Genomic DNA, 2,421 nt, shown 5'->3' on the forward strand with positions numbered 1-2,421 from the left:
GCGGCGGCGCGGGTCGAGCGCACGATGGCCGACATGCCGTACTTCCTGGGGCGGATCGTGCCCGCCTTCATGTCCTACGTCCCCGACGTCGATCGGCTGGCGGCCCTGTCCGGCCGGCTGGTGCTCGCGGCCGGCGCCGACTCGCGCGGCGAGCTGCCCTACCGCCCCGCCGCCTTCCTGGCCGAGCGGTTCGGCACCGAACTGGTGCACTTCCCCGGCGGGCACACCGGCCTCAGCACGCACCCGGCCGAGTTCGGCGAGCTGCTCCGCAAGGTCCTGACCGTCTCCTGACCGCCCGTGCCGGAGCGCGGCGCACCTTCCAGCGTGCCGTGACCCCGGCCAAGGGCTTGTTCGGCGCGGACGCCTCCACGACACTGATCAAGGCGAACCGCGGGAGGCGAGATGCTGATCGTTGTCACGTTGGTCTCTGCCCTGATCGCCGGGCTGCTGACCCCGGCCGGCCAGGGCCCGGTGCGCGAACGGGCACCCGACCGGCTGGCCGTGCCGGGCGCCGAGCACCTGGTCGCGGCCAGGCTCGACGACCTGACCACGGCGGGCACGGTGGCGTCCGGCCACACCGACCCGGCCGACTGGGCCGGGCTGCACGCCGCGGGCACGGTCAACCCGTCCGGCGTCGCGGGCATCCAGCTCGACGGGTACTTCCCGGACACCTCCACGACCAACACCAACCACGGGTGGCGGCACGACGCCCAGTTCGTCATCCGCCTGCCGGACCGGTGGAACGGCGGCCTGATCATCACCGGCGCGCCGGGCAACAGGGAGCAGTACGCCAACGACTACACGATCTCCGACTACGTGCTGTCGCGCGGGTACGCGTTCGCCGCGACCGACAAGGGCAACACCGGCCCCGAGTTCCACACCGACGGCGACGCTCCCGGCGACGCGATCGCCGAGTGGAACCGCCGGGTCACGGAGCTTACGCTGGCGACCAAGGCGGTGGCCCGGCAGCGCTACGGGCACGCGCCGCGGCGTACGTACCTGATGGGCATGTCCAACGGGGGCTACCTCGTCAGGTGGCAACTGGAGAACCGCGGCCGGCTCTACGACGGCGGGGTCGACTACGAGGGCGCGCTGTGGAGCCTGGACGGCGACAACCTGCTGACGTTCCTGCCCGAGGCGCTGCGGGCCTACCCCGGCGACCCGGCGGGGGTGCGCGCCGCCGGCTTCCCGTCGGGCTCGGAGTTCCTGTGGCCCTACCACTACGCGAACTTCTGGCAGCTCACGGCCCGGATCTACCAGAAGGAGATGGACCCCTCCTACACGGGCGACCCGGCCGACTACGACTACCACGCGCGCAGGCCGTACGCGGCGGTGGCGAAGGTGGCACTCACGGGCCGGATCACCAAGCCGCTGATCACGCTGCACGGCACGCTCGACTGCCTGCTGCCGATCTCCAGGTCCGCCGACCAGTACGCCGAGATGGTGGGGCCGGACCGGCCGTTCCGCTACCACCGGATCGAGGGCGGCAACCACTTCGACGGCCTGGTGGACACCTACCCGGACGCGCTGACGCCGATGGTGCCGCAGGTGCGCGACGCCCTGGTGGAGCTGGAGCAGTGGGTCGGCCGGTGACACCTCCCGACGGCCTTCACGGGGGGCTTCGCATCGTTCGATGACGACACATCCGCCCGTCCGAGATGGACAGTAATTGTCAATGTTTAAGATTTCACGACCCGTCCACACCTAATACGCGCTTTTCAGCTCTTCGCCGGTTTACGCTCCCCGGCATGCGTGTTAAGTCCCGGGTCCCGGCGATCCTCGTCGTGGCCGGCCTCGCCGGCTCGATCGCCGCCCTGTCCTCACCCTCCGTGGCCGCCGCGGCGCCCGGAACCGTGGTCATCAGCCAGGTCTACGGAGGGGGCGGCAACACCGGCGCGCCCTACTCCAACGACTACGTGGAGCTGTTCAACCGCAGCTCCGCCCCCGTGACGCTGGACGGCTGGTCCGTGCAGTACACCAGCGCCGCCGGCACCGGAAACTTCGCCGCCAACCGGACCGGCCTGTCCGGCACGCTGGAGCCCGGCCGGTACCACCTGGTCCAGCTCGCCGCGGGCAGCACGCCCAGCGGCACGCTGCCCCAGCCCGACAGCACCGGCTCGATCAACATGAGCGGCACCGCGGGCAAGGTCGCGCTGGTCCGCTCGGCCGACGGCCTGGCCTGCAACGGCTCCACCACCCCCTGCGCCGACGACCAGCTCGCGCTGCTCGCCGACCTGGTCGGGTACGGCAACGCGAACTTCTCCGAGGGCGCCGCGGCCCCCGCGCTCACCAACGCCACCGCCGCGCAGCGCCGCAACGGCGGCTGCGCCGACACCGACGACAACGCCGCCGACTTCGAGAGCGCGGCCCCCGCGCCGCGCAACGGCGCCACCGCCGCGGCCCCCTGCGCAGGCGGCGGCG

General features: G+C 72.2%; 2 protein-coding genes and 1 pseudogene. All 3 read left to right on the top strand.

From position 1 onward, the window contains the following. Positions 1-291: pseudogene (locus FAF44_RS52825) on the top strand (alpha/beta hydrolase); the annotation flags it as partial. Positions 292-402: 111 nt separating this feature from the next. Continuing rightward, positions 403-1,593: a S9 family peptidase gene (locus FAF44_RS52830; protein ID WP_237111061.1), complete on the top strand. Its 1,191-nt coding sequence runs from the start codon at positions 403-405 to the stop codon at positions 1,591-1,593. A 155-nt stretch (positions 1,594-1,748) separates the two neighbouring features. After that, a partial coding sequence (locus FAF44_RS52835) for a lamin tail domain-containing protein (protein ID WP_237111062.1) occupies positions 1,749-2,421 on the top strand: 673 nt, incomplete at its 3' end.

The organism is Nonomuraea sp. MG754425 (genome assembly GCF_021699195.1).
Taxonomy (GTDB): Bacteria; Actinomycetota; Actinomycetes; order Streptosporangiales; family Streptosporangiaceae; genus Nonomuraea.

Coding starts and splice junctions, on each gene's coding strand:
- FAF44_RS52830 (WP_237111061.1), top strand. CDS start 403: ATGCTGATCGTTGTCACGTTGGTCTCTGCCCTGATCGCCGGGCTGCTG.